We start from the raw sequence: 22,019 nt of genomic DNA on the forward strand, positions 1-22,019 counted from the left end.
CCATGGAAAGCGTTCATGCTAAAAGGGATCATGAGACGACCGATTCCAGCGTTATACAGGTACGCAAACTCTGCAATCGCTTTGGGAGCCACGTCGTCCATGAGAACCTTGAACTGGATTTGATACGGGGTGAGATCCTGGGTGTTGTCGGTGGTTCAGGGACAGGAAAAACCGTGCTTTTACGGAGTATCGTCGGCCTGCATAAGCCTTCGTCCGGGCACATACGGGTATTCGGAGAAGACCTCGACCGGCTTTCCGCAAGAAAGCGCTCTGAGGTAGAGCAGCGTTTCGGGGTACTGTTTCAGGGCGGAGCTCTGTTCACTTCCCTTAACCTGCAGGAAAACATTGCTGTTCCACTGATCGAACATGCCAGACTGACAAGGCCGGAGGCAGAGCGGCTCGCGCGCATGAAGCTTGCGCTGACAGGCCTGCCCCCGGACGCCGCACTCAAATATCCGGCGGAGCTTTCCGGTGGTATGGTCAAGCGAGCCGGGCTGGCCCGAGCCCTCGCACTGGACCCGGAAGTCCTTTTTCTGGACGAGCCTACAGCCGGGCTGGACCCTATAGGGGCAGCGGCCTTTGACCGGCTGATTGTTACTCTGCGTGATGCCCTCGGGTTCACTGTGTTCCTGGTCACTCACGATCTGGACACGCTTTACGCCACTTGCGATCGGGTAGCGGTGCTATCGCAGAAGAAAGTGCTCGTATCCGATACGCTTGAGAAGGTAGCAGCGACGCAGGATGAATGGATTCAGGATTACTTTAATGGTCCACGGGGACGTGCGGCCAGCTACGTGCACAGGGCTCACTCGCAACAAAGGTCTCAGGAGTAATTGCCATGGAGCCGAAGGCCCACCATGTGATCATAGGATTGTTTACGGTTATCGCATTTGCCGCCGTACTGATTTTCGCGTTGTGGCTGGATAAATCATCGTCAGACCGCGAGTGGGCCTATTTCGAGATAGGCTTTGACCAGGCCGTGAGTGGTTTGTCCAAGGGAAACCCGGTCATGTATAGCGGTGTTCAGATTGGCGACGTCCTTGAACTGAACCTGGTTCCTGAAAACCCGAGCCACGTCCGTGTTCTGGTGCGCGTCGATGACCAGGTGCCAATTCGCGAAAACACCCGAGCAGGGCTGGTACTGGCCAATATTACCGGCAGCATGAGTGTTCAGTTCAGTGGCGGTAGCCCGGACAGCCCTGTCCTTGAGGGGAACAGGGAAAACCCGCCCCTGATCCAGGCCGACCCTTCGCCGTTCAGCAATCTGCTCGCTAATGGGCAAGAACTCTTACACAAAGCAGATACCCTGTTCACTAATGCAAACAGGCTTTTTTCCGAGCAGAATTCGGAAAATCTGGAGAAAATCCTCGCAAATACCCGATCTGCAACGGACGCCTTGCTGGCAAGCAAGGAACAGCTGGTCACCCTTCTGGCACAAATGGATGCGGCCGCCAGACGCGCCGAAGAAGCAGCCATAAGAGTATCCAGGGTTTCGGATAACGCCAACAGCCTCATTACAAACGAAGGCAGCACGGTTCTGCAGGCCATGGAAAAATCCCTGGAAACCATTCAGGCCACCACCTCACGTATCGACAGGCTCACCCGGGACAATGAAGGTGCCATGCAGTCAGGCCTTCAGGGTATGGGCGATCTGGCACCGGCCTTGCGGGAGCTTCGCAGCACTCTGCGTAACCTCAATCAGTTTACTCACCGACTGCAACAGGATCCCGCGGGCATACTGTGGGGGGGCGATACCATCAAGGAGCTGTCACCGTGAATAAGGGTCTGATTGCCGCAGCCATGGCGGTCTCACTTACCGGCACCCTCATCGGGTGCACAATACTTCCCAATCCGGAACCACCACGGGTCATGGACCTTTCCATATCGGGCCCAGCTTACCAGGCAGACCGTGCCCTCCCTTACAGTCTCCGAGTGGATACCCCCTACGCCTCGGAACCATTTAACAGTATGAAAATCCTTGCCAAGCCAACCGCCTGGGAGTTTCGCATCTATAAGGGAGTGCGCTGGCGCGACACAGCGCCCGTGATCGTTCGTGATGCTCTGGTGCAGGCGCTCCGGGCCAGCAGGGGCTTCCAGAACATTGTAAGCGGCACCAGCCTGGCAGACACTGACTGGACCCTGATCACAGAGCTCTCGGCATTTCACACCGAAAACCACTCCGGAAATGTTGGCGTCACAGTGGGCCTTCACGCCCAGATCGTGGACAACCGCTCCAAAGTCACGCTGTGCGAGCGCAGCTTTACGACTGAGCAGCCCGCAGAGGGTGCGGCAATCAATCAGGTGGTTGAGGCCTTCGGTGCGGCCGGCGCAAAAATGTCAGGAGCCGTCACCAGGTGGGCAACCCGGTGCAACGGGGTCACTTCTCAGGAAACAGATCTGCCCACGCAGCCCTCAGATACAGGCCCATTGACCACAACGTCAGGCCAGCGGCCACATACAGAAGCCCAAGCGCAACATTCGACCAGAGCACACCAGGAGGAAAGGCGAGCAGGCCAACGATTGCAGCCATCTGAGCGGTGGTCTTGATCTTGCCGATGTAGGATACCGCCACGCTGGCGCGGCTGCCTATCTCCGCCATCCATTCGCGCAGAGCCGAGATGACAATCTCCCGACCAATAATCACGGTTGCCGGGATGGTTAACAAGATCGCTGCGTGTTCCTGGATCAGCACTGCCAGAGCCACAGCCACCATCAGTTTATCTGCAACCGGATCCAGAAAGGCGCCAAACGGCGTGCTCTGATCCAGTTTGCGGGCCAGGTAGCCATCAAGCCAGTCTGTCGCGGCCGCCAGAGCAAAAATGGTGGCACTCACCAGATAGCGCCACTCTACCGGCAAATAAAAAATCACCACGAACACCGGGATCATAATGATGCGCGAGAGTGTGAGTATGTTAGGTAAATTCATGCTGTCCTTACTCGTCATGCAGTGCTGCGTATATGGTATCGGCCAATGATTTGCTGATGCCCTGAACCTTGGCCATCTCGTCCACACTGGCTTTGCGGATTTCCTGTATCCCGCCAAAATAGCGAATCAGATCCCGGCGCCGCTTGGGCCCCACGCCCTCAATGCCCTCAAGTGTGGACTGTCGGCGTTTCTTGTCCCTTCGTGCCCGGTGACCGGTGATGGCAAACCGGTGAGACTCGTCCCGGATATGCTGGATCAGGTGCAACGCCGGCGAATCGGCCGGTACCCGGAAGACATCACCGGTCATGGCATCAATCAACTGCTCCATCCCTGCCCGACGGGTTACACCCTTGGCGACACCAATCAGTGGGATATCCGAAATTTCAAGCTCATCAAACACTTCCCGGGCAATGTTAAGCTGCCCTTTACCACCATCGATAAAGACCAGATCCGGCCGCTTGCCCTCGCCCGCCACCATCCGCTTGTAACGGCGCGTGAGAACCTGACGCATGGCCGCATAATCGTCGCCGGCGGTCACTCCTTCGATATTGTAGAGTCGGTAATCACTCTTGAGCGGGCCATTCTCGTCGAAAACCACACAGGATGCGACGGTATTTTCGCCATGGCTGTGGCTGATATCAAAACACTCCATTCTTGACGGCGTTTCGGCCAGCTCAAGCAGATCCCGAAGCGCAAGCAGGCGACGGTATACGGTTTCCTTGCTTGCCAGGTGGGTCAGCAAGGTCTGGCGCGCGTTGGTCATCGCCAGTTCCAGCCAACGGCGACGCTCACCCCTTACATTGCCACGGATCCGGGTTTCCCTGCTGGCTGCCTCGGACAATGCCTGGGCGAGCAGCTCCTGGCCTTCGACGTCCACCGGTACAAGGATATCCCGGGGAATTTCCCGACGGGTATTGCCGCCAAAATAGTACTGGCCCAGAAACGCGCTCAGCAACTCGCCTTCGGTCTGCTCGATGGAATACCTCGGGAAGTAATCCTTGGTGCCCAGCACCCGGCCACCACGTACAATAATCACGACAATACAGACGATGCCCGCATCCTGGGCAATGGCAATCACGTCTGCGTCGCCACCCTCCCCATCAACCGACTGCTGCTCCTGAACATGGCGCAGGTGATTGACCTGATCCCTGTAGGCAGCGGCGCGCTCAAACTCCAGGTTTTTGGAAGCCACTTCCATCGCATTCATCAGATCATGAATGATCGCGGGATTTTTGCCTTCCAGAAACATGGTGGCTCGGCGGATGTCGTCCTGGTAGTCCTCTGGACTGATGTACTCGACACAGGGCGCGGTGCAGCGATTGATCTGGTATTGCAGACATGGCCGTGTACGATTCCTGAAATAGCTTTCACTACAGGATCTTATACGGAATACTTTCTGTAGAATATTAAGACTTTCCTTGACCGCTCCAGAGCTCGGGAATGGTCCGAACCAGGTCCCGCCCCCCTTTTTGGTCCTACCGCGCCGGAAAGTCAGAGACGGATAGTCGCTGTGCGATGACAGGTAGATATAGGGGTAGGATTTGTCATCCCGCAGCAGGATATTGTACGGAGGCCGGAGCGACTTGATCAGGTTTTGTTCCAGCAGCAGCGCTTCGGTCTCGCTTCCGGTAATGGTCACTTCAATGGAAGCGATTTTCCCAACGAGGGCCTCCGTTTTTGGCGCGAGCCCGGACTTGCGGAAATAACTGCTTACCCGATTCTTGAGATTGCGAGCCTTGCCCACGTACAGGACTGAACCGCCTTCATCGTACATCCGATAAACGCCGGGCCGTTCTGTAAGCTGCTTCAGGAAGTTTTTACTGTCGAACTCCCTGTCATTGCTGGTGGACTCAGATCCTGTCGGCATCAAGCAACCCGAGCCGTACTGCCATCAGGGCCAACTCAACATCGCTGGAGATCTCCAGCTTTTCGAAGATCCGGTAGCGGTAGCTGTTAACCGTTTTCGGACTCAGACACAGCTTGTCCGAGATGTCCTGCACTTTCTGGCAGTCCACCACCATCATGGCAATCTGCATTTCGCGCTCAGACAGACGCTCGAACAGCGAGAGTTCGCCGTCCTGGTCGTCGCCAGTCATTTGCTTGAGTGCCATCTTCTGGGCGATATCGGGACTGATATAACGCTGTCCGGAATGAGCCATACGAATGGCACGCACCATTTCCTTGATATCCGCACCCTTGGTGATATAAGCGGCTGCCCCGCTTTGCATAACGCGGGTAGGGTAAGGATCGTCTGCGAAGGCGGTCACCACGATGATGCGGATGGAATCGTCAATGCGAAGGATTCGTCGGGTGGCTTCAAGCCCACCGATGCCGGGCATACGGATATCCATGAGAACAATGTCCGGCTGGTCCTTGCGAACAAATTCAATGGCGTCCTCTCCTGACGACGCCTGGCCGATGACTTCCAGGTCGGGGTTATCTGCCAGCATCCGGGAAATCCCGGAACGTACCAGCTCATGGTCATCTACAACCAATACCCTGATCAAAATTCACCTCGCAAACGGCTTCGAGAAAACAGCGCGATTGTACCGGTTACCGCTGCTCCGGGGTAGGTGCAAACCGGATTACTGCTGGCCGACTTCACAATCAGAAGGGAGAACCAAGCCCGGCGGTGTTTTCGACAGGATCGAACCAGACCACCAGATCGCCACGTTTGACTGCCGCCAACACACGGCTGACCTCGCCCAGGGGGTTCTCCGTATCGTTCAACCCATGGTACCGGGTACAGTACTCCTCAACCAGCCCATTTAACTGATCTTCCGTCAGTAATTCCTTGTCTACAATAAACTTTTCCTGCCGGGGGTCAGGCTGTGCCTGATGGGCTGCGTCGTCAGTCATACTTCCTCCTGTCCAATCAACATGGTAAGGATTATCAGGTTTAGGGAGAAGCTCTTTTCACAAATCGCCTCAAATCGTCACTGATAGCACTGAAGAGCCGGCCCAGTCTTTTGAACCGCTTCAAAAAACGTCCCCGATTCACTATCATCCACCGGCGCCTGCAAACGTTTGGATGCTAATGAACCAGTCCGTATTTCGCCTGACACTTCCGATACTCTTCGGCTACCTGCCCCTCGGCATGGCCTTCGGTGTGTTGTTCGCTACCCAACTCGAGTATCCCTGGTGGGTCGCTCCCGTGATGGGTGTGGTCATATACGCAGGGGCGGGACAAATTCTCGCGGTGAGCCTGCTCGCGGCAAACGCGGGGCTTTTAGAGGTTTTCGTCGCCATGTTTGTTCTGAACGCCCGACATCTTTTTTACGGGCTTTCCCTTCTGGGTCAGTTCCGAGGTTCGGGATGGCGCAAGCTGTATCTGATCTTCGGCCTTACAGACGAAACCTATTCACTTCTGACCAGCCGGCCACGAGGCACCGACCGCCCCCACGAACAGGAGATCGATTTCCGGATTACCGGTTTCAACCAGTGCTACTGGGTAATTGGCTGTGCCCTTGGCGCCCTTCTTGGCAATAACGTGGTGTTTGACAGTACCGGCATTGAATTTGCGCTGGTCGCGCTGTTTATCGTCCTGACCATCGAACAGTTCAAGGCTCTGGGGGACAGCTTTCCAATTTGGACAGGGGCTGCAGCAGCCGGAATCGCCATGCTGTTTTTGCCGCCGGCTCACCAGCTTATCGGCGCCATTGCCATCGTCACCGGGGCGTTACTGGTTCAATACCGAAGACTCAGAACAACCGCTCGAAGCGAGGAGGCGAGGCATGACTGAAAATAGTTACCTGGTCGCGTTTATCGCGGTTGCAGCGATAGCCACCTTTGCCACACGGGTAATTCCGTTCCTTTTCTTCGAACGGCACACCGAGCACCCGTTGATTAAACATCTGGGAAGGTACTTGCCGGCCGCCGTTATGGCATTGCTGGCAACGGTATTTCTTCAGCGATCCGCCAGCTGGTCAGCCAGCGTCCCGGGGCTGGATGCCCTGTTACCAGGCATCCTGGTGGTCATTATTCACCTGTGGCGGCGTAACGCCCTGCTCTCGATTGCCGCAGGTACCGCCAGCTACATGGTTATTCAGCAGAGCGGAATCCTGACCGGTTAAGAATGATCTTCAAGGTTTGCAACTAATCGCGAATCCCTGATCGCCGCTGTCCGGTGCTTGACTACGCCTTTATATTCCGGGGTTTCAATCATCGCCATGAAGGCGTCGATCGAGGGATAACGAACGAGCAGAACCTGGTCCCACGACTCGTCAGGTGGGGCAATCAGCGAACCAACACTGTGCCCGGACCAGATAACCTCGGCCCCGACAGCCTTTACACAGTCAGCCGCTTCTTTCAGATAAAGACTGTAGGCCTCTCGACCGGTGCGGTCAGTGGATTCGTCTTTGTAGTTGGCTTGTTCACGGAACCGCAACAAATTCAACATGACGATGGGCTGGTCTTTCGGAGTATCCGCCAGGACCTTCTGCAACTGCTCCGGTGTGGGACTTACGGCTTCCATCCTGATCCTCTGGTTTTGTCTGATACGGGCCTACTATAGCCCAGGACTCCCTACGCCACGCAAACGAATTCATTACCTTTCAGTCAGGCTGACCTTTTGTCATTACATTTTTGTACAGCCAGGGTGGCAAAATGCCTGAAATTCGGAAAGCTGAGAGAATGCCATGGCCAAGGAACCAGATATTGCCAACATAGCTTACGACGGAGGCAATGCTTACAATAGGTCGCTCCATGGGCGCCAAACCCGCTTCATTTCCCCCACTGGCCAGCCGGATCAGAACCAGGCATGAACCTGACCACCCTATTCCTGCAAACCCTCGAAACAACCCTGCCAGTCTTCGCCATGGTCTTTATTGGTCTCGGGCTCCGGCGCATTGGCTGGATTGATAACGCCTTCGTGAACACTGCTTCCGCACTGGTGTTCAAAGCCACGCTACCGACCCTGGTCTTTTTAAGCATCATCCGTGCAGACCTGGATACAGCACTAAACCCGAGTTTGCTGGCCTTCTTTCTTTTTGCCACAGTTGCGAGCTTTGGCCTGGCCTGGCTCTGGGCGCGCTTGAATGTCGCCCCGGAAGATAGGGGCGTCTACGTTCAGGGAGCCTTTCGGGGAAACTGCGGCATTGTGGGGCTGGCACTGGCGGCCAATCTGTATGGCGACTTTGGCCTGTCCGCCGGAGGCATTCTCCTGGGGCTTGTTATCATCTCCTACAATGTCCTGTCAGTCATTGTGCTGATCGCCTATCAACCGGGGCATGCCGCCAGTTGGCAGAAGATCGGCCACGATATTATTCGCAACCCCCTGATCATCTCGGTGTGTGTTGCGATCCCCTTTGCCTGGCTTGAGATTCAGTTACCAGCCTGGGTGATGACGTCCGGCGACTACTTTGCGTCCCTGACCTTGCCGCTCGCGCTTTTGTGCATCGGCGCCACCGTCTCCCTGAGCGCAATCAGAAACGACAGCACAACCGCGCTGAGTTCCAGCCTCATGAAGATGGTGTTCCTACCAGCCTTGTGCACGGGCGCCGCGTTTGTATTGGGTTTTCGTGGCCCCGAACTGGGGCTCATGTTCCTGTTTTTCGCCAGCCCGACAGCCGCGGCCAGCTTTGTGATGGTCAAGGCCATCGGTGGTAATGCCCGCCTTGCAGCGAATATCATTGCAATAACCACCCTGTTGGCCAGCGTAACCGTCACACTCGGCGTGTTTGTGCTCAAAGGTGCCAATGTGATCTAGCACTAACCGCCCATCATGCGCCTCACCACGGCGAATCCCCGCTGGCACCCATCCAGATAGCTGCCACCAAAAAGGTTGTAGTGATTCAGGAAGTGGTAAAGGTTGTATATATCCCGTTTTTGCTCATAGACCGCTGAGCGCGCGTACATCCGGTCATAGGCCTCGTAGAATGCGGCGCCAAATCCACCAAACATTTCGGTCATCGCCAGGTCCACCTCCCGGTCGCCATAATAGACTGCGGGGTCGATGAGCCAGGGGGTCGCACCGTCGAACAGGGCATTGCCACTCCAGAGGTCACCGTGCACAAGGCTTGGATGCTCACAATGCCTGTCCAGCCAGGACGCCAGGTCAGGGCCATGATTATCGAGAATACCGCCGAACGACGACCTGATCGATGAGTCCCTGATTCTGGAGACCTGATAGCCGAGGCGATCCCTGACAAAAAAATCGCCCCAGCTACTCGACCAGCGGTTGGGCTGCGGGGATAAGCCTATGTAGTTATCCCTCGACCAGCCGTATTGTGGCCGGGCAATTTTATGCATCAGCGCGAGACCTTCGCCCAGCATGTCGAGGGTCCTCTCTGTCGCGGCAACACAGTCGATGGGCGCCATCTCCAGCACCGTTTCGTCAACACGGTGCACCTCCGGAACCCGCAGGTCGGATACCCCTGCCTCGAGAAGCGCCGTCCGGAGGCTCTCCAGGCCCTCCGCCTCACAGATCAATGCGTCTGGATGCCCTGTCGTGTTCTGTTTGGTGAAGATACTGGTCATCAGCCGCTATTCTCCTTGAACATTTCTGCCCTGAAACGTTAGATTCAGGTAGAGCCTGACATTCCCGCCCAACAAGGACAAATTATGGAAGTGAAACGCTGGAGTTTCCTGGTTTCCGGGCGCGTTCAGGGCGTCTATTACCGGGCATCAACCGAGACCAGAGCCCTGGAGCTGGGCCTTACCGGGTATACCCGTAACCTGCCCGACGGTCAGGTGGAAATTGTCGCTGAAGGCACTGAAGACAGGCTGGCGCAGCTGAAAACCTGGTGTCATGACGGCCCGCCGGCGGCACAGGTGGATTCGGTCGAGGTTTCAGAGCAGGTGGCAACAGGCGAATTCAACGGTTTTGGTATTCGGGGCTGAATGGCTATGTCAGATGGAAAACCCTTTTCGCAAGCTTGCGAAAACAATAAGCGCCCGATAGCGGACAAGCTTGCGCTGGTATTCACACGCGCCGGAACCGTTCTGGAAATCGGTACGGGCACCGGACAGCACGCTGTTTACTTTGCCCGACACTTGCCAAACCTGACCTGGCAACCCAGCGATCATCCTGCAAATCACCTGCAATGCGAGCCCTGGCTCGCGGATGAAAATCTGCCAAACATCAACGCCCCGCTGCCACTTGATGTCAGTGCAGACAACTGGCGCCTGCCGCAAATTAACGGAGCATTCTCTGCCAATACCGCCCACATCATGACCTGGACTGAAGTGGAAGCCATGTTCCATGGTGTCTCTGCCCATCTCCGGCAAGGCGACTTTTTCTGTCTGTATGGCCCCTTCAACTACAACGGTCATTTTACCGCCGCCAGTAACCAGCAATTTGATAGCTTTCTGAGACAGAGGCATCCCGGGATGGGCATTCGGGATATCGGGGATCTGACAAGTATGGCCGGGGAATGCGGGCTGACCCTGGAGCAGGATTTTGAAATGCCGGCAAACAACCGGTTGCTTGTATGGCAGCGGTGTTAACCATTATTAACTGATTAACCCCGCGTCATATCAGGCACGCCCCGTTCCTGGCGCTTACAGCCCCATCATCTCCCGCACCGCTCCTTCCCGGCTGGTTTTCAGACCGGCTGCGCGCCCCTCTTCAATGGCAATCTCTGCCGGAACGCCAACGTTATGGCGATACAAGGCCCACATGGCACCTACCCTGTTGCTACTGGCGCAGTGCACCAGCATCGGATAGTTCGACGGATTGGAGGCGATACGGGTAAAGGCGTCAACCTGTTCCCGGTTCGGCGCCCGGGATGAGACTCCCAGCCCGTAAAAATTCAGGCCGGCCTGATGGGCTTCCTGTTCCTCCGCTCCGACACCTTCCTCCTCGGTCAGAAGACTCACCACCGTTTTAAAGCCCTGTTTTTTCAGTTGTGCCATGGCACCTTCCTGAACATTTCCACCCGCAGCTATGAAGGGGGCCGGGCGATTGTAGTTAACCACCACATTGGGCATCGCATCGCCATACGGAGCCATCGTCCAGTCATTTTCGATGGCAAATGGCAGGCCACGATCGCCTTTTGCCTGTGCCGGCGGGTTGGGTGCTGCACTTCCAACCGGTTGCGAACTGCTCGTTCCGGCCGCACAGGGATTCGCGGACCCGGAAGAATTGGCAGCCGCACATGGGTTCGCAGCTGCACATGGATTGGACCCTGCGGACGGATTCGCAGCGGCGCACGGGTTTGCACTCGCCGCCTGGCTCTGCTGCTGGCTGGCGGCATTCTGGGAATCAGAACATGCCGTGAGACCTCCGCCCAGAGCAAACGCAATCGCCAGAGGAAGGGCTGCTCTCCTGAAACGGTTAATATCCATGACTCCTCTCCTATTCCCTGCTACCTGTTTTCACCAAATAAATCACTGGCCTTATAAGGGCCACCAAACCTTTTTTCCAGACTACTCCCCAGTTTGAAACCACCCCACGCCATCGCTGCGAGCACCAGGAGAATCAACCACTCCGGTATACCGGTCAGGTCCATCAGTGTCTGCCCTTCTGGCCCCTGACCGGCCAGATAGATTGATTCCAGCGGACCAAACCAGGCGGCAAACAAAGCCGTTCCCAACACCATGCCAAACATGAATACCAGGGCATCAATGCGTCCACCCGCCAGTCCGGCCACAGAGGTGCCCGGGCAGTAGCCGCCTATAGCAAACCCGGCACCGATGAGCAGGCCACCGACAGCCATGGCAATGTAGAACGGCGTTGGGACATAAAAGCTGCCCTTCGGCATCAGCCCGAATAGCTGTGACAGCCAAAGCAATACCGCTGCAACAATGACTGCAGTAAACATCACTTTGAAAACAGACCAGTCTTCAAGCCTGAACTGCCCTGTCAGCTTTCTGGGGCTGCCGAATCCTGCATTTTCAAGGACAAACCCGAACAGGAAGCCGGCAAGCAGGCCGGAGGCAACGCCAGAATCATAGAGTGGCCAGATCATTGCCAGTACCTCCTCACGATGAAGCTGAACAGGAAGCCCGCTGCAAAGAAACAGATAAGAAAGATGAACCCACCAACTGCCAGGGCAGCGCCACCGGACAGTCCCAGACCACTGGTGCACCCCCGGGCAAGCCGCGCCCCGAGACCGGTAAGAATGCCCCCAAGCAAGGCCATGAAAAGCCGGGAAACCGCGCCTGAAGTCGGACCGCGTTCAATCTGGGGCCTGAATCGGCGACTGGACAAAGCACCTACAAGGGCTCCGATGAAGGCGCCCACCACCTCCCAGGTAATCCAGGCCTGAAGTGGCACACCATTACTCAGGTAATCACCAAGGTAGCGATTGTTGGATGTCAGCTCCGGAGCGATCCATTGCCCAAGATCGGCCGTGAGACGAGTGAAAAAACCACTTGCACCAAGCCCATGGCCAGTCAGCACAAAGGTGAGAAAGAGGGCTAGCCCAAGGCCGATACCGGCCCAGAGGGGTGGCCAGAATGCTCGGGGAGACATGGGGCACTCCTTGAATAGAAAGGTATTCCCTTTTTATATAAGGTTATTCCCTTCTGTCAAACGTGGGAGCTGAATACTGCTTATAAAGTGATCATAGTCAAAGGAACGGGCACTTTTTGTCCGGCCAAGAAAAAACCCCAGCACGAATGCTGGGGTTTCATATTGGCGGAGAGGGAGGGATTCGAACCCTCGAAACGCTATTAACGTTTACACACTTTCCAGGCGTGCGCCTTCAGCCACTCGGCCACCTCTCCAATAACCTGTTTCAAATCAGCGACCTCATCGCTCATTTGAGGGCGCAGACTCTAATGTTTTTTCGAGCGTTTGGCAACTCTCTTTCCAAAATTCGTCGAAAAAATCGCTGTCCCACGACGTTATGCCTAACGATTAAACAGATTGAAGACTATCGTTAAAACAATACTGATCAGGATCATTGAGGTGATCGGAATAAATACGCGGCTGTTTCCTGAGTGCATGTTCAGGTCACCCGGAAGTTTTCCAAACCAGGACAGCAGCCAGGGGGCGAAATGCAGGATAGCGCCAATTAAAATCAGTATCATGCCGGCAATGACGAGCCACCGGGCCATGGCAGAAACTCCCCAGTTGGTTTCCATGCGCGTGTCACAGGAGAATACCAATGCTGATGAAAGCCGAGCAATCTACTTTGGTGCTGATTGATCTTCAGGAAAAGCTGATGCCCGCCATCAGTCATGGCCAGGAAGTCATTGACCAGAGCCTTGTTCTGGCAACTATTGCCGGGCTTATGGACGTTCCCGTGCTTTCGACCGAACAGCTTCCCGAAAAACTGGGTAATAATGTCGAGGCTGTGCGCGAGCTTTGCCAACAGGTGATTGGAAAAGATCACTTCGACGCCTGTCCGGACGGGCTGATAGACAGCCTGCCGGAGGGCCGGCAACACATCATAATCGGTGGGTGTGAAACCCATGTATGCATGATGCAAACCGCCCTGAGTCTTCTCGACGCGGGCTTCAAGGTCTGGGTGGTAGCCGACGCAACCGGTTCCCGGAACGAATTTGACCGCGATGTAGCACTCGATCGCCTCCATCAGAGCGGAGCGAAGATTGTTACAGTGGAGATGGTGGCGTTCGAGTGGATGCGTCATTGCAAACATCCACGGTTCCGGGATATCCAGGCGCTGATAAAGTAAGCCGCGCCCGGGACTCATCCGTCGAAATGGCCACAGCGTAGGTCATGCGCTCATACATCAATTGAGGTAACAAATGCTCAACATGGATTTCTCACAGCGGATTGTCATCCGCACCGCCCAGGAGGATTGGGTATCCAGCCCTGCCGGGGGCGTGTTGCGCAAACCCCTTGCCCGGGAGGAGGCCGAGCGAGGCCACGCAACAAGCGTGGTCCGTTATGAGCCCGGCGCTTCCTTCAAGCGCCACGAACACCCACTCGGGGAGGAAATCCTGGTTCTTGAAGGGGTGTTTTCCGATGAAACCGGCGACTACCCTGCCGGAACCTATATCCGGAATCCTCCAGGGAGCGGGCACGCCCCATTCAGCGAGAATGGCTGCACATTGCTGGTCAAGCTGCACCAGTTCGACCAGAGGGATCTGGAAACCGTACGAATAGACACCAACACCACTCCCTGGTTACCGGGTATAGGCGGTCTCGAGGTTATGCCTCTGCACGAATTCGAACACGAACATGTAGCCCTTGTGAAATGGCCCGCCAACGAGACCTTCCAGCCCCACCGGCACTTTGGCGGGGAGGAAATCTTTGTGCTCTCGGGAGAGTTCTGTGATGAACACGGCAGATACCCAAGCGGTACCTGGATAAGGAGCCCCCACCTGAGCCAGCACCATCCCTTTGTTGATCAGGAAACCATCATCTGGGTCAAGACTGGTCACCTGCCCTTCTGAGGGAGCCTGTTATTGCCCGGGAACCGGGCTCTGGTCGACCAGGATCAGCTGATCAAGATTGAAGCCCTCGGCCCTGGCCCGTTCACGAAAGTTCGCCAGGGCCTCAGCACTGACATCGGGCGTACGGGATAAAAACCATAGGTAATCGCGGTTATAGCCCGTTACATAGGCGTATTCATAACCCGCCTCGTCCAGACCAAAAACTATATAGGAGCTATAGAACGGACCGAAGAATGATACTTTGAGATGTCCCGTATCGGGACCGTCCACGAATACCGCACGCCCGTCAGCAACACTCCAGTCTCCGGCCTCTGCATCGTAGCCACGATTGGTAACCTTGATACTGCCATCATCCTGCAATTCATACTCTGCGCTGACCCGGCTCAGCCCGTCCTCGAAGGAATGATCCAGGCGGGCAATCTCGTACCATGTCCCGAGATACCTATCCACATTCAGTCCCTTGACTGGCTCGATACCCTTGGGCACACCGGTGCAAGCGGAAACCAGCAAGGCAAAGCAAACCAAAAGGAAGGTGCGTATTACAGCCACAAATATCTCCATTTCCCAGTTCACGAACCAACAGTGAATTCGCAGTCGCGGTTACAGATACAATGTACGCAATAGTGGCGGGAAAGGCACAAAAAAGGGGCCATAAGGCCCCAAGGTGGCATTAAGAAATGGCTGTTCGCTGCCAGTCGACGTGATTAAACATCCCCTCGCTTGCTGATTCACCCGTAAGGTCACGTTCCGCTTCTTCCTCTGATCGCGGCACGGCGAACACGTGGTATGCCTCCGGTCCAAACGGATCCAACGCAGTATCCAGATACTCATAGGCGTTGGGCACCGGCTCACCTGAGAACGCGACACGGAACTGACGCTGAACGGTAGGTGTTCCAATGGTGAGCGACTGCTCCACCCAGAGAAAAACGGCCTTATCAGGCACCAGGTACTCGCACCGAACAACCCGGAAGCCCTGACACAGAGACAGGGTGGTCGGTTTCTTACCTGGTTCAATACGGAATTTATGGATAGTCTTCATGGCTGCTACTCCTTGTGGGTTGTTACCCGAACACAGCACCATGATGAACAGGAAGACGGCTCGATAAAATAAGCTTTAATCGTACATTTTGCTCGTCTTTTTCGATGTTTATTCCGAGGTATTAAAGCTTCTCTTTCCTTCACATATGGCCCTCACCCCAACATGGGCAAGATTCCGCCCCCGGGTAATCGCAAACAGTTCATCCTTAACCTCGTCTATGGACGCAATGCACTGCACTCCGTACTGGCGACAAACTTCCTGTTCTATGACGGTCGGCGCAGCGAATACTCCCAGTCCCTCTCGCCCGAATACTTTGATCAGAGCGCTGTCGTCGATTCGTGCCACCACGTTCATGCGCACGCCCTTAAGGGAGAACCAGTTCATCAGCCTTTCGAAATAGGGGGCATCGGTAGCATTCGCCAACAAGGGTTCCCCGTTCAGAGACTCGGGAAAGCCCTTCTTCAAGCGTGAGGCCAGGTCGGCGGAAGCAAACAGACTGATACTCGAGCCAGCGAGAGGGTGTACCGTAAAACTGCCATGTTCATCCATTCCCGGCGCCCGGTCCGTGAGAACCACATCCAGCTCCCTGCGTTTCAGGCCTAACACCAGGTCCTCGGTACCTCCGGTCCGACATTCAAGTTGCACAGGACGGGAGAGTGCCATCGCGGGTTGCAGGAGATAGTAAGCAATCAGCTTGTGAATGGAGGCAGATACACCGGCAGAGAGCGTCAGGGGCCTCTCTGCCGGAGCGAGGCGTAGCGTTTCATTGAGTTCGCCGGTCAGTGCAAAGATATCGTTAGCGTAGCCCAGGACGGTTTTACCCAGATCGGTAAGTACAAGTTTTCGGCGTTCTCTCTGAAAAAGCAGGCCACCAACGGCAGATTCAAAGGTTGCCAGTTGTCCACTCAGGGTCTGCGGTGCCAGCTCCAGCACCTCACTGGCCCGGGCAATGGAACCTTCCCGGCTAATGACCCAGAAATAATAGAGATGCCTGAGGTTGAGTTGGTCCATCTTTAATCCATTCCGGAAAAATCAATCTCTTCTGTTAACCGATGACCCCGCTGACGGCGACATGACAAGCCAGACCATCATAAGCGCCCCATGAAAAATGAGAAACGGCACGGCAACCATCACCAGACCTGACCACCCTACCCAGCTAAGTATCGCGCCGGCGGACAAAGCCGCTGTCGCCTGGGAGCCAAAAACGAGGACATCATTAAGCCCCTGAACCCTGAAGCGTTCGGCATCGGTGTACCCTTTGGGCAACAGCGAAGTACCGCCTACAAAGAGGAAATTCCACCCCACACCAAGAAGTAACAGTGCTCCCAGGTAATGGTGAAAACTGATGCCGCTGGCAGCAAGAGCCACACAGGCAAAATACGCCAGTAAGCCTCCAGCCATCATCTTGGGAATACCCACCACCCGGGTCAGCCATCCACTGATCAGGGAAGGCAGATACATGGCCATGATGTGGAGCTGAATCACCCGCTTGGCATCATTCAAATCGTGCCCGGCCATTTCTGTCATGCTCAGCGGCGTCGCTGTCATAATGAAGCTCATCACCGCATACCCAACAGAAGCCGCACTGATTGCAACCCAGACGAGCGGGTTCCTGAGAATTTCTGCCAACGGACGGCCACCCCCGGAATGGGATTCCCGCACCAGCTCCTTTTTGGCCTTATACCCGAGAGCCAGAATAACAAGGGCCAATGCCTGCACCGCGGCCAGCCCCAACCAACTCATCAGGAAGGGATGCTCCCCATCACCACCAAGCGCCGCAACTTCAGGGCCAAGCCAGGCCGCAACGAGACCACCGAGCAAAACCCGCGCGGCGGCGGTTGCTGCCATACCCGGAGGTACGGATTCCATGGCCGCAAAACGATACTGGTGAACGACAGCCAGTCCCGTCCCGCCAACGACGGAGGCAAAACAAAGGAGAGGGAAAAGACCTTTCCAGGAAGCCAGGGCGCCAAGAGACGCAGACGTCATCCCCATGACAGCGCCAAGCAGCATTACCCGCTTGCGCCCCACCCTTTCCATTAGCCAGGTCGCGGGTTTGATAGCAAGCACCGTACCCACGACAACCAGCCCGACCGGTAAAGTGGCATATTCTGGCGCCGGAGAGAGAAGCCGACCCTGTATGCTCCCGATGAAAACAATAAAAGGCGCCGTGCACATGGCGAGTGCCTGGGCGGCAACCAGAACCCATACATTGAGGGGCATAGTGTTACTTTTTCCTGTAGATAATACCCGGATGGCACTGAACCATTTCATACAGGTGCGACAGGCCATTAAGCGACTCGGAGGCACCGAGAATCAGATAGCCGCCAGGGTTCAGTGTGGCGTGTATGCGCGTGAGGATGTCCTTTTTCAGCTCTGCCGAGAAATAGATCAGCACATTGCGGCACATCACGATATCAAACTTACCCAGCAGGTAGCGTTCAAGCAGGTTCAGCTCCCTGAACTCCACCATGTTCTTCAGCTGGGGACGGATCTGCCAGCCACCGTTAACCGAAGGTGTGAAAAACTGCTTCTGACGCTCAGGGGAGAGCCCGCGGCCAATGGCGATCATTTCATATTCGCCACGACGAGCCACCTCAAGAACGCTCTTTGAAATGTCTGTCGCAGTAATTTTGACGTCACGCAGCTTTCCGGGCCTGGCCCGTCGGAATTCCTCCACAATCATGCCAACCGAATAGGGCTCCTGCCCGGTCGAACAGGCCGCCGACCAGAATCGCAAAGGCTGTGTCGTTTTCCGTTCAGCAAACTCCGGCAGCAGCTTTTCCTGGAGAATACGGAACGGATGATTGTCCCGGAACCACAGCGTTTCATTGGTTGTCATTGCATCAATGACAACCTCCTGAAGGCTGGCTCTACCGGGACGTTTGAGACGTTCCAGCAACTCACCAAGGGAATGAAGCTGATTCTCCTCCAGAATCCGGCGAAGACGGCTCTTAACCAGATACTGTTTGTTTTCGCCCAGCAAAATACCACACGCATCCTGCAGGAACGTCTTGAAGGCTTCGTATTCCTGTGGGGTTATATCCGCTTTCATTGGATCTCAGTTCTGAATGAATCCGTGAGCAGTGGCATCATCCCTGATCAATGATTTCCATCACCCGCTCTGCCAGTTCGTCGGGGCTGAACTTGGCCATAAAGTCGTCCGCGCCCACTTTCTGAACCATGGCTTTGTTGAAGACACCGCTCAATGAGGTGTGAAGCATAACAAATAGATCACTGAGTGCGGGATCAGCCTTGCATCGCGTAACCAGCGTGTAGCCGTCCATCTCGGGCATTTCCACATCGGAAATAACCAGGGCCAGATGATCCCGCGCATTCGAGCCATCCTCGGTGATCTCTTTAAGGTACTGATACGCCTGTTTGCCATCGCTTTTGGTAACAACTGCCATACCGATGGCTGTCAGGCAGCGCTCAATCTGACGGCGAGCGACCGAAGAGTCATCAACAACGAGTACCGGCAGGTGACCCGCCACCCTCTCTGCGCTCTTGCTAAGCACTGCCTCAGTGACATCTTCCCTCAGAGGCGATACTTCTGAAAGAATCTTCTCTACGTCAATGATTTCTATAAGCTTATCATCAATCTTGGTGACGGCCGTAAGATAGACATCTTTGCCTGCCCCTTTTGGAGGCGGAAGAATATCCTCCCAGTTCATGTTCATGATCCGCTCAACACCGGTCACCAGGAAGCCCTGAGTTTTGCGATTGTATTCCGTGATGATGACAAAACTGGTCGCCAACTCCTCTTGTGGAATGCCCGGAAGGCCAATTGACATACTGAGGTCAATGATCGGAATCGTCTCACCACGGATGTGAGCCACGCCACGCACTACTGCCCGGCTATTGGGAATTGAAGATAACTTCGGACATTGCAGAACTTCCTTTACCTTGAACACGTTAATGCCGTACATCTGCCGCCCGCGCAAACGGAACAGAAGCAGTTCAAGGCGATTCTGCCCAACCAGCTGGGTACGCTGGTTTACACTGTCTAAAACCCCCGCCATCTTTTCTCTCCTGTCTTGCCGCAATCACGTCGGCATGCATCTTGCTGCTTAGTCTATATTGAACGGGCTGACAAAAAACCGTCGTTACCACGCGGATACAGTCTGTTTATCGGCCGCCACCCCCGAATCCTTAGTTATTTGCGGGCGCCCGGCTTGGTACTGACAGCATAGGACAAACGGACCGGTATGCGCATCACCATTTACGCCTTCGCACTGCTAATGTCTGGCCTCAGCGCCCATGCTGGAGCAGAGACGACAGCGAGCCAAATCCGTGGGGCGGCAGTTCAGTTCCTCGAGGCTTTTGCAAACGAACAAGCCGAGCACGGTTACACCGTCTCCTTTGAAGCAGGAAGCATCGACAGCAGGCTTTCGCTAGCCCAGTGCAGCAACCCTCTTTCTGTTGAGTTCACAGGTGATCCATGGAAAAGCACCCACCCTTCCCTGCAGGTTGCCTGTGAGAGTGACCGCCCATGGCGCCTGTTTGTCACCGCTTCGGTTTCGATAGAAGGACCGGCCCTTGTCGCTGCACGTCCGCTGGCTCGGGGGGAACGGGTGACCGTAGGAATGGTGACAACCAAAACCATGACGATTAACGCCAGCCGCCGGGGAGTAATGCGCAAAGCATCAGACGTGGCGGGCATGGAAATTCGCCGACCGGTTAACTCGGGCTCACTGATCACACCCGATCTGCTGGCTGCCCCGGACGCAGTCGAACGTGGCGACCATGTTATGATCACCGCCAAAAGTGGTTCGTTTGCAGTTAGTACGCGAGGCAAAGCCTTGGCAAATGCTTCTGTAGGTGAACAGGTTCTGGTCAGAAACCTTGCTTCCTCCAGAACGATCAAGGCAAATGTTGTTGCGCCGGGCCGCGTGGAAATTCCGATGTGACCGCAGGACAGGCAGCCTTTTGCCGGTCGGCAAGTAACTGCCGCGCCAACGCGTCGTAAGGCTGCCCCGGTGAATGGATGTTAATGTAAAAATCTGAAAAATTTCTCTAAAGCTATGGGCGGCTCAGCCGTTACGTAACTATACACTCGAGTAAGTCGCGCCCAGGCGTGACGTAACAGGCAAGCAGGTATCGATATGTCAGTTGACTTTAATGGAATCGGCGCAGGCCAGGTCAACACCCAGAGAACCACGGCCGACAAATCATCCGGTGCGCAGGATGCCCAGCAGGCTAGCAACCAGCAGGCGAAAACACAGGCTCAGGGTGCCCGGGAGGAAAACGTAAGTCTGAGCAGCCAGGCCAAGAACCTGAAACAGCTTGAACAGAAGCTCGGCGACTATCCCGAGATGGATGATGATCGTATCGCCGAAATTCGTTCAGCACTGGAAAATGGAACGTACAAAGTTGACGCAGAAAAACTGGCCCAGAAAATGCTTGAGTTGGATGGAAGCATTTTCGGGTGAGTAAACCATGGCTGCAATCGATGATCTGAAAGACCTCCTCTCTCAGGACGTCCGCCAATTGAAAGAACTGGCGAACGTCCTGCAGAACGAAAAGACCTTACTTTCGACGTCAGATATTCGCGCTCTTGATTCCCTGACAGCCGAAAAAAACCAACTCCTCAGTGAAATCCGAGAACGGGCCAAACAGAAAATCCGCACACTCGTCGCCATGGGCTACCAGCCAGACAGCGGCGAACCTTCCCGTTTCATCCATAGTGCGGGTCTGACTGAGCTTTACGATCTTTGGAAGGAGGCCGATACGCAAATGTCGGAGTGCCAGATCCTCAACCAGAACAACGGTCGGGTGATGAGCCACCTCCAAAAGAGGCTCGCTCGCCTGACAGATATTTTCCGGGGTGCCAATGCAACTCAAAAGCTTTATGGTGCAAAAGGCGAGCACACCTCAGTATCAAGCCGAACCGTTCTTGCGAGCGCCTGACCCCCAGAAGGCCCACCGATAAAAATGCCCGGTCTTCCCGGGTATTTTTATCCATAGCACCTATTCCCCTCATAATAGTCACCGATGATGGCAATCCTGCATCGGGGGACTCCACCGAAAAATTGGTACAATCTGCTAAGATCGTGCTCCAGATAACACGACGTTTGAACTATTTCAGGAAACACCTCTGTAGCTAACCCGAAGAGTGCCCCTTACATGACAAATACCGTAAAACCGATGCGTAATGTGATCCCTGCCCTGACTCTGGCGCTCACTGTTCTTTTGACGCCCACAGAGGCTCTGTCAGAGTCCGGAACCAGTGCATCCGATGCTGACCTCCCCAAGGTAAGAGTTGTAACCAGTGAGGGAGCATTCGAGCTGCAACTGCGGCCGGATGTGGCACCTGAAACCGTCAGTAACTTTCTGGAGTACGTCCGCTCAGACTTTTACGACGGCACCGTATTTCACCGTGTCATCCCCGGATTCATGATCCAGGGAGGCGGGTTCAGCCCCGAACTTTCACGTAAATCAACCCGCGCGGCCATAGCCAATGAGGCCAGCCAGACTCTTCCCAACCTCCGCGGTACCATCTCGATGGCACGTACCAGCGCGCCGGACTCCGCCACATCCCAGTTTTTTATCAATCTCGTGGATAACGGATTCCTGAACAAAGGTGTTCGGGGCGCCGGTTATGCCGTGTTTGGCAAGGTGACAGGCGGTATGGGTGTGGTTGATTCCATTGCCAACTCGAAAACCGGGTACTCCGGCGGTATGGCCGATGTCCCGGTGGAGCCCATCATGATTCAGAGCGTCTCCATTCTGGAAACCACCGAATAA

29 protein-coding genes, 1 tRNA gene and 1 pseudogene are annotated in these 22,019 nt (G+C 55.3%); 14 read left to right on the forward strand and 17 right to left on the reverse strand.

Going from position 1 to position 22,019, the window contains the following annotated elements; translation table 11 throughout:
- The first annotated feature begins 2 nt into the window (after window positions 1–2).
- The 3 genes and pseudogenes from KFJ24_RS06875 to KFJ24_RS18235 all read left to right on the forward strand — a co-directional run.
- A complete protein-coding gene (locus KFJ24_RS06875) occupies window positions 3–833 on the forward strand; it encodes an ABC transporter ATP-binding protein (RefSeq protein ID WP_250830322.1) in 831 nt (276 codons plus the stop codon).
- 5 nt (window positions 834–838) lie between these two features.
- Window positions 839–1,777, forward strand: coding sequence for an MlaD family protein (locus tag KFJ24_RS06880; RefSeq protein WP_250830323.1), 939 nt, complete (start codon window positions 839–841; stop codon window positions 1,775–1,777).
- A 92-nt stretch (window positions 1,778–1,869) separates the two neighbouring features.
- A pseudogene (locus KFJ24_RS18235) lies at window positions 1,870–2,328 on the forward strand (ABC-type transport auxiliary lipoprotein family protein); the annotation flags it as partial.
- Window positions 2,329–2,377: 49 nt separating this feature from the next.
- Here the strand turns inward: KFJ24_RS18235 and pgsA are convergent.
- From pgsA to KFJ24_RS06900, 4 genes are all read right to left on the reverse strand, one after another.
- Window positions 2,378–2,926 (reverse strand): CDP-diacylglycerol--glycerol-3-phosphate 3-phosphatidyltransferase, encoded by a 549-nt coding sequence (gene pgsA, locus KFJ24_RS06885; RefSeq protein WP_250830324.1) that lies wholly within the window; start codon window positions 2,924–2,926, stop codon window positions 2,378–2,380.
- Between the two features lie 7 nt (window positions 2,927–2,933).
- Window positions 2,934–4,793, reverse strand: a complete 1,860-nt coding sequence (gene uvrC / locus KFJ24_RS06890) for an excinuclease ABC subunit UvrC (RefSeq protein ID WP_250830325.1) — start codon at window positions 4,791–4,793, stop codon at window positions 2,934–2,936.
- Window positions 4,777–5,433: a UvrY/SirA/GacA family response regulator transcription factor gene (gene uvrY, locus KFJ24_RS06895; protein ID WP_250830326.1), complete on the reverse strand. Its 657-nt coding sequence runs from the start codon at window positions 5,431–5,433 to the stop codon at window positions 4,777–4,779. The genes uvrC and uvrY overlap by 17 nt, the downstream gene beginning before the upstream one ends.
- Before the next feature lie 100 nt (window positions 5,434–5,533).
- Window positions 5,534–5,785, reverse strand: a complete 252-nt coding sequence (locus KFJ24_RS06900; protein WP_250830327.1) for a hypothetical protein — start codon at window positions 5,783–5,785, stop codon at window positions 5,534–5,536.
- Window positions 5,786–5,963: 178 nt separating this feature from the next.
- Here KFJ24_RS06900 and KFJ24_RS06905 point away from each other — a divergent pair, with 178 nt between their 5' ends.
- Together KFJ24_RS06905 and KFJ24_RS06910 are read left to right on the forward strand one after the other, a co-directional pair.
- Window positions 5,964–6,668, forward strand: a complete 705-nt coding sequence (locus KFJ24_RS06905) for an AzlC family ABC transporter permease (protein ID WP_250830328.1) — start codon at window positions 5,964–5,966, stop codon at window positions 6,666–6,668.
- Window positions 6,661–6,999, forward strand: coding sequence for a branched-chain amino acid transporter permease (locus KFJ24_RS06910; RefSeq protein WP_250830329.1), 339 nt, complete (start codon window positions 6,661–6,663; stop codon window positions 6,997–6,999). Before KFJ24_RS06905 ends, KFJ24_RS06910 begins: the two co-directional genes overlap by 8 nt.
- Here KFJ24_RS06910 and KFJ24_RS06915 read toward each other — a convergent pair.
- Window positions 6,996–7,400: a DUF1330 domain-containing protein gene (locus tag KFJ24_RS06915; protein ID WP_250830330.1), complete on the reverse strand. Its 405-nt coding sequence runs from the start codon at window positions 7,398–7,400 to the stop codon at window positions 6,996–6,998. The two genes, KFJ24_RS06910 and KFJ24_RS06915, sit on opposite strands and share 4 nt — an antisense overlap.
- A 285-nt stretch (window positions 7,401–7,685) precedes the next feature.
- On the opposite strand from KFJ24_RS06915, the gene KFJ24_RS06920 reads away from it, so the two are divergent.
- Window positions 7,686–8,633 (forward strand): AEC family transporter, encoded by a 948-nt coding sequence (locus tag KFJ24_RS06920; RefSeq protein WP_250830331.1) that lies wholly within the window; start codon window positions 7,686–7,688, stop codon window positions 8,631–8,633.
- A gap of 2 nt (window positions 8,634–8,635) precedes the next feature.
- Here the strand turns inward: KFJ24_RS06920 and KFJ24_RS06925 are convergent, their stop codons facing one another.
- The gene (locus KFJ24_RS06925; protein ID WP_250830332.1) at window positions 8,636–9,403 is read right to left on the reverse strand and encodes a fructosamine kinase family protein; all 768 of its coding nucleotides are present in this window, start codon (window positions 9,401–9,403) and stop codon (window positions 8,636–8,638) included.
- 84 nt (window positions 9,404–9,487) lie between these two features.
- On the opposite strand from KFJ24_RS06925, the gene KFJ24_RS06930 reads away from it, so the two are divergent.
- Window positions 9,488–9,766 (forward strand): acylphosphatase, encoded by a 279-nt coding sequence (locus tag KFJ24_RS06930; RefSeq protein ID WP_250830333.1) that lies wholly within the window; start codon window positions 9,488–9,490, stop codon window positions 9,764–9,766.
- On the forward strand, window positions 9,767–10,372 hold the full coding sequence (locus KFJ24_RS06935; protein ID WP_250830334.1) for a DUF938 domain-containing protein: 606 nt from the start codon (window positions 9,767–9,769) through the stop codon (window positions 10,370–10,372).
- 54 nt (window positions 10,373–10,426) lie between these two features.
- Here KFJ24_RS06935 and KFJ24_RS06940 read toward each other — a convergent pair whose 3' ends face one another.
- The 5 genes from KFJ24_RS06940 to KFJ24_RS06960 form a co-directional block, all read right to left on the reverse strand.
- Window positions 10,427–11,212: a fused DSP-PTPase phosphatase/NAD kinase-like protein gene (locus KFJ24_RS06940; RefSeq protein WP_250830335.1), complete on the reverse strand. Its 786-nt coding sequence runs from the start codon at window positions 11,210–11,212 to the stop codon at window positions 10,427–10,429.
- 20 nt (window positions 11,213–11,232) lie between these two features.
- Window positions 11,233–11,835 (reverse strand): DUF6691 family protein, encoded by a 603-nt coding sequence (locus KFJ24_RS06945; protein WP_250830336.1) that lies wholly within the window; start codon window positions 11,833–11,835, stop codon window positions 11,233–11,235.
- Window positions 11,832–12,341, reverse strand: coding sequence for a YeeE/YedE thiosulfate transporter family protein (locus KFJ24_RS06950; RefSeq protein WP_250830337.1), 510 nt, complete (start codon window positions 12,339–12,341; stop codon window positions 11,832–11,834). The genes KFJ24_RS06945 and KFJ24_RS06950 overlap by 4 nt, the downstream gene beginning before the upstream one ends.
- 163 nt (window positions 12,342–12,504) lie before the next feature.
- A tRNA-Ser gene (locus tag KFJ24_RS06955) sits at window positions 12,505–12,595 on the reverse strand.
- Window positions 12,596–12,721: 126 nt separating this feature from the next.
- Window positions 12,722–12,928, reverse strand: a complete 207-nt coding sequence (locus KFJ24_RS06960; protein ID WP_250830338.1) for a DUF2905 domain-containing protein — start codon at window positions 12,926–12,928, stop codon at window positions 12,722–12,724.
- Between the two features lie 50 nt (window positions 12,929–12,978).
- Between KFJ24_RS06960 and KFJ24_RS06965 the strand changes: the two genes are divergently transcribed.
- Together KFJ24_RS06965 and KFJ24_RS06970 are read left to right on the forward strand one after the other, a co-directional pair.
- Complete coding sequence (locus KFJ24_RS06965; protein ID WP_250830339.1) at window positions 12,979–13,509, forward strand: isochorismatase family protein; 531 nt, start codon at window positions 12,979–12,981, stop codon at window positions 13,507–13,509.
- Between the two features lie 73 nt (window positions 13,510–13,582).
- Window positions 13,583–14,233 (forward strand): cupin domain-containing protein, encoded by a 651-nt coding sequence (locus KFJ24_RS06970; RefSeq protein ID WP_250830340.1) that lies wholly within the window; start codon window positions 13,583–13,585, stop codon window positions 14,231–14,233.
- Window positions 14,234–14,242: 9 nt separating this feature from the next.
- Here the strand turns inward: KFJ24_RS06970 and KFJ24_RS06975 are convergent, their stop codons facing one another.
- From KFJ24_RS06975 to KFJ24_RS07000, 6 genes are all read right to left on the reverse strand, one after another.
- On the reverse strand, window positions 14,243–14,782 hold the full coding sequence (locus KFJ24_RS06975; protein ID WP_350455571.1) for a lipocalin family protein: 540 nt from the start codon (window positions 14,780–14,782) through the stop codon (window positions 14,243–14,245).
- 121 nt (window positions 14,783–14,903) lie between these two features.
- Window positions 14,904–15,272, reverse strand: a complete 369-nt coding sequence (locus tag KFJ24_RS06980; RefSeq protein ID WP_250830341.1) for a DUF7352 domain-containing protein — start codon at window positions 15,270–15,272, stop codon at window positions 14,904–14,906.
- Window positions 15,273–15,380: 108 nt separating this feature from the next.
- Window positions 15,381–16,283, reverse strand: coding sequence for a LysR family transcriptional regulator (locus KFJ24_RS06985; protein ID WP_250830342.1), 903 nt, complete (start codon window positions 16,281–16,283; stop codon window positions 15,381–15,383).
- Window positions 16,284–16,304: 21 nt separating this feature from the next.
- The gene (locus KFJ24_RS06990) at window positions 16,305–17,495 is read right to left on the reverse strand and encodes an MFS transporter (RefSeq protein WP_250830344.1); all 1,191 of its coding nucleotides are present in this window, start codon (window positions 17,493–17,495) and stop codon (window positions 16,305–16,307) included.
- Window positions 17,496–17,499: 4 nt separating this feature from the next.
- Entirely contained in the window at window positions 17,500–18,327 is an 828-nt protein-coding gene (locus KFJ24_RS06995; protein WP_250830345.1) for a CheR family methyltransferase, read from the reverse strand.
- Between the two features lie 37 nt (window positions 18,328–18,364).
- Window positions 18,365–19,294 (reverse strand): chemotaxis protein CheV, encoded by a 930-nt coding sequence (locus KFJ24_RS07000; protein WP_250830347.1) that lies wholly within the window; start codon window positions 19,292–19,294, stop codon window positions 18,365–18,367.
- A gap of 186 nt (window positions 19,295–19,480) precedes the next feature.
- Here KFJ24_RS07000 and flgA point away from each other — a divergent pair, with 186 nt between their 5' ends.
- From flgA to KFJ24_RS07020, 4 genes are all read left to right on the forward strand, one after another.
- On the forward strand, window positions 19,481–20,182 hold the full coding sequence (gene flgA / locus KFJ24_RS07005; RefSeq protein ID WP_250830348.1) for a flagellar basal body P-ring formation chaperone FlgA: 702 nt from the start codon (window positions 19,481–19,483) through the stop codon (window positions 20,180–20,182).
- 195 nt (window positions 20,183–20,377) lie between these two features.
- Window positions 20,378–20,704: a flagellar biosynthesis anti-sigma factor FlgM gene (gene flgM / locus KFJ24_RS07010; RefSeq protein WP_250830349.1), complete on the forward strand. Its 327-nt coding sequence runs from the start codon at window positions 20,378–20,380 to the stop codon at window positions 20,702–20,704.
- Between the two features lie 7 nt (window positions 20,705–20,711).
- Window positions 20,712–21,182 (forward strand): flagella synthesis protein FlgN, encoded by a 471-nt coding sequence (locus KFJ24_RS07015; protein WP_250830350.1) that lies wholly within the window; start codon window positions 20,712–20,714, stop codon window positions 21,180–21,182.
- Between the two features lie 264 nt (window positions 21,183–21,446).
- Window positions 21,447–22,019, forward strand: a complete 573-nt coding sequence (locus KFJ24_RS07020) for a peptidylprolyl isomerase (RefSeq protein WP_434968034.1) — start codon at window positions 21,447–21,449, stop codon at window positions 22,017–22,019.

This window comes from Marinobacter sediminum, from assembly GCF_023657445.1.
In the GTDB taxonomy this organism is placed as follows: domain Bacteria; phylum Pseudomonadota; class Gammaproteobacteria; order Pseudomonadales; family Oleiphilaceae; genus Marinobacter; species Marinobacter sediminum_A.